Annotated in this window: 1 protein-coding gene, 1 tRNA gene and 1 pseudogene; 1 reads left to right on the top strand and 2 read right to left on the bottom strand. The window is 37.7% G+C overall.

Translation table 11 applies throughout. The features are described 5' to 3' along the window. Nucleotides 1–552 (top strand): annotated as a pseudogene (locus tag F984_RS20570) (hypothetical protein); the annotation flags it as partial. Between the two features lie 69 nt (nt 553–621). On the opposite strand, the gene F984_RS20565 reads toward F984_RS20570, so the two are convergent. Together F984_RS20565 and F984_RS20560 are read right to left on the bottom strand one after the other, a co-directional pair. Continuing rightward, nucleotides 622–1,215 carry an HAD family hydrolase gene (locus F984_RS20565; protein WP_004711834.1) on the bottom strand — a complete coding sequence of 198 codons (594 nt, stop codon included), beginning with the start codon at nt 1,213–1,215 and terminating at the stop codon, nt 622–624. Nucleotides 1,216–1,322: 107 nt separating this feature from the next. Then, nucleotides 1,323–1,399 (bottom strand) — tRNA-Arg (locus tag F984_RS20560). Nucleotides 1,400–1,416 lie beyond the last annotated feature (17 nt).

The raw sequence follows: 1,416 nt of genomic DNA, 5'->3' as shown, positions 1-1,416 counted from the left end.
TTAACTTTTGAAACTTCTCGCGATACTGTAAATGGTGCGCTTGAAGTTGTATCTGATTTAGTGGGCGGCAATATCCAAGGTGCAACTGATCATGCGACTGGTATTGTCAACACTCTCGTTTCAAATGGCACAACTGCGGCTGGCATTTTAACCGACATTCTTGGTGGTGCGACTGGTGCTATTGGCGGTGTTACTGGTGGTGTAGGCGGTGATAGTCCACTTGGCACTGTGACTGACATTATTGGGGGTTTAACTGGTGGTGCTACTGGAAGTAACCCACTTGGCACAGTTACCGATATTATCGGTGGTGTGACTGGGGGTACAGCTGGCAGCAACCCTATTGGTGTCGTAACAGATATCGTAGGTAGCTTAACTGGTGGCGTAACTGGTACAGGTGGCACAGATGTTATTTCTAACTTATTAGGTGGAGTAACTGGTAACTTAGGCGGAGTAACTTCTACAGTATCTAACGTAACAGACACGGTTCATACTTTAGTACCTCAGTCACTACTTACTGACCACTTCTTAAATATCTCTGTACACACTGTTTAATAATCTTCAAGAAAGCCACTGATAAAGTGGCTTTCTTTTTTAAATATATTTTTAAATATTAATTAATAATTAATTCATCTCTTGCCATCTATAATATTTCTTATGTGCTAGCTCTAACATTGCATAATCATTAGGAGTATCTCCATAAGCATAAATTGTAGAATATTGGGTTAGGTCATATTTATTTTTTATTCTATTTACTTTTTCTAAATAACCACAATCACCATTAATAAAATTACCCGTTAAAATACCATTATCTATTTCAAGTTGATTACAGATAACGTCCAAATCTAAAGACTGACACCAACTTTCTAAATAAACACCCAATGAAGCGGATACCACAACAACCTGATCTCCTTGCTGTTTATGCCAGTGAATACGTTCTAAAGCATTTTCACGAATACAGGTAGGAATTACCGTTTTAGCAAACTCTTGTCCCATATATTTTAGAGAGTTTGCATCATAGCCTATATATCCCACCTGACAGAGCTTAGTTCGTATGGTTTTATCCGTTACCCATCCGAACTTATATCCTGCAATATAAGGCGCAAGCCGAAGGCCACCTAATATTTGAGTTTTTCTACTCAAAGAGAATTTAAGAAATAAACTAAAAGTATCGTTATGAGTGATCGTGCCATCAAAGTCAAATAAAGCCAGATTCATTTATCATTATCTCTAATATAATTAAAAAGTTATAAATTTAGATTTTTAAAATTTTACTAAATAACAGGCACAAAAAAACCGCTATAAAAGCGGTTAATTCTTCAAGTTGGTGCGCTCAGAGAGATTCGAACTCCCGACCCCTTAGTTCGTAGCCAAGTGCTCTATCCAGCTGAGCTATGAGCGCGTAACTTGTGTGCTTTT

It is taken from the genome of Acinetobacter nosocomialis NIPH 2119, assembly GCF_000368085.1.
Lineage (GTDB): Bacteria > Pseudomonadota > Gammaproteobacteria > Pseudomonadales > Moraxellaceae > Acinetobacter > Acinetobacter nosocomialis.
The sequence above is the reverse complement of the archived record's forward strand: the minus strand, read 5'-3'. Positions and strand labels throughout refer to the sequence as shown.

Bases quoted from the DNA above. Each gene is read 5' to 3' on its own strand.
- F984_RS20565 (WP_004711834.1), bottom strand. From the start codon at position 1,215: ATGAATCTGGCTTTATTTGACTTTGATGGCACGATCACTCATAACGAT.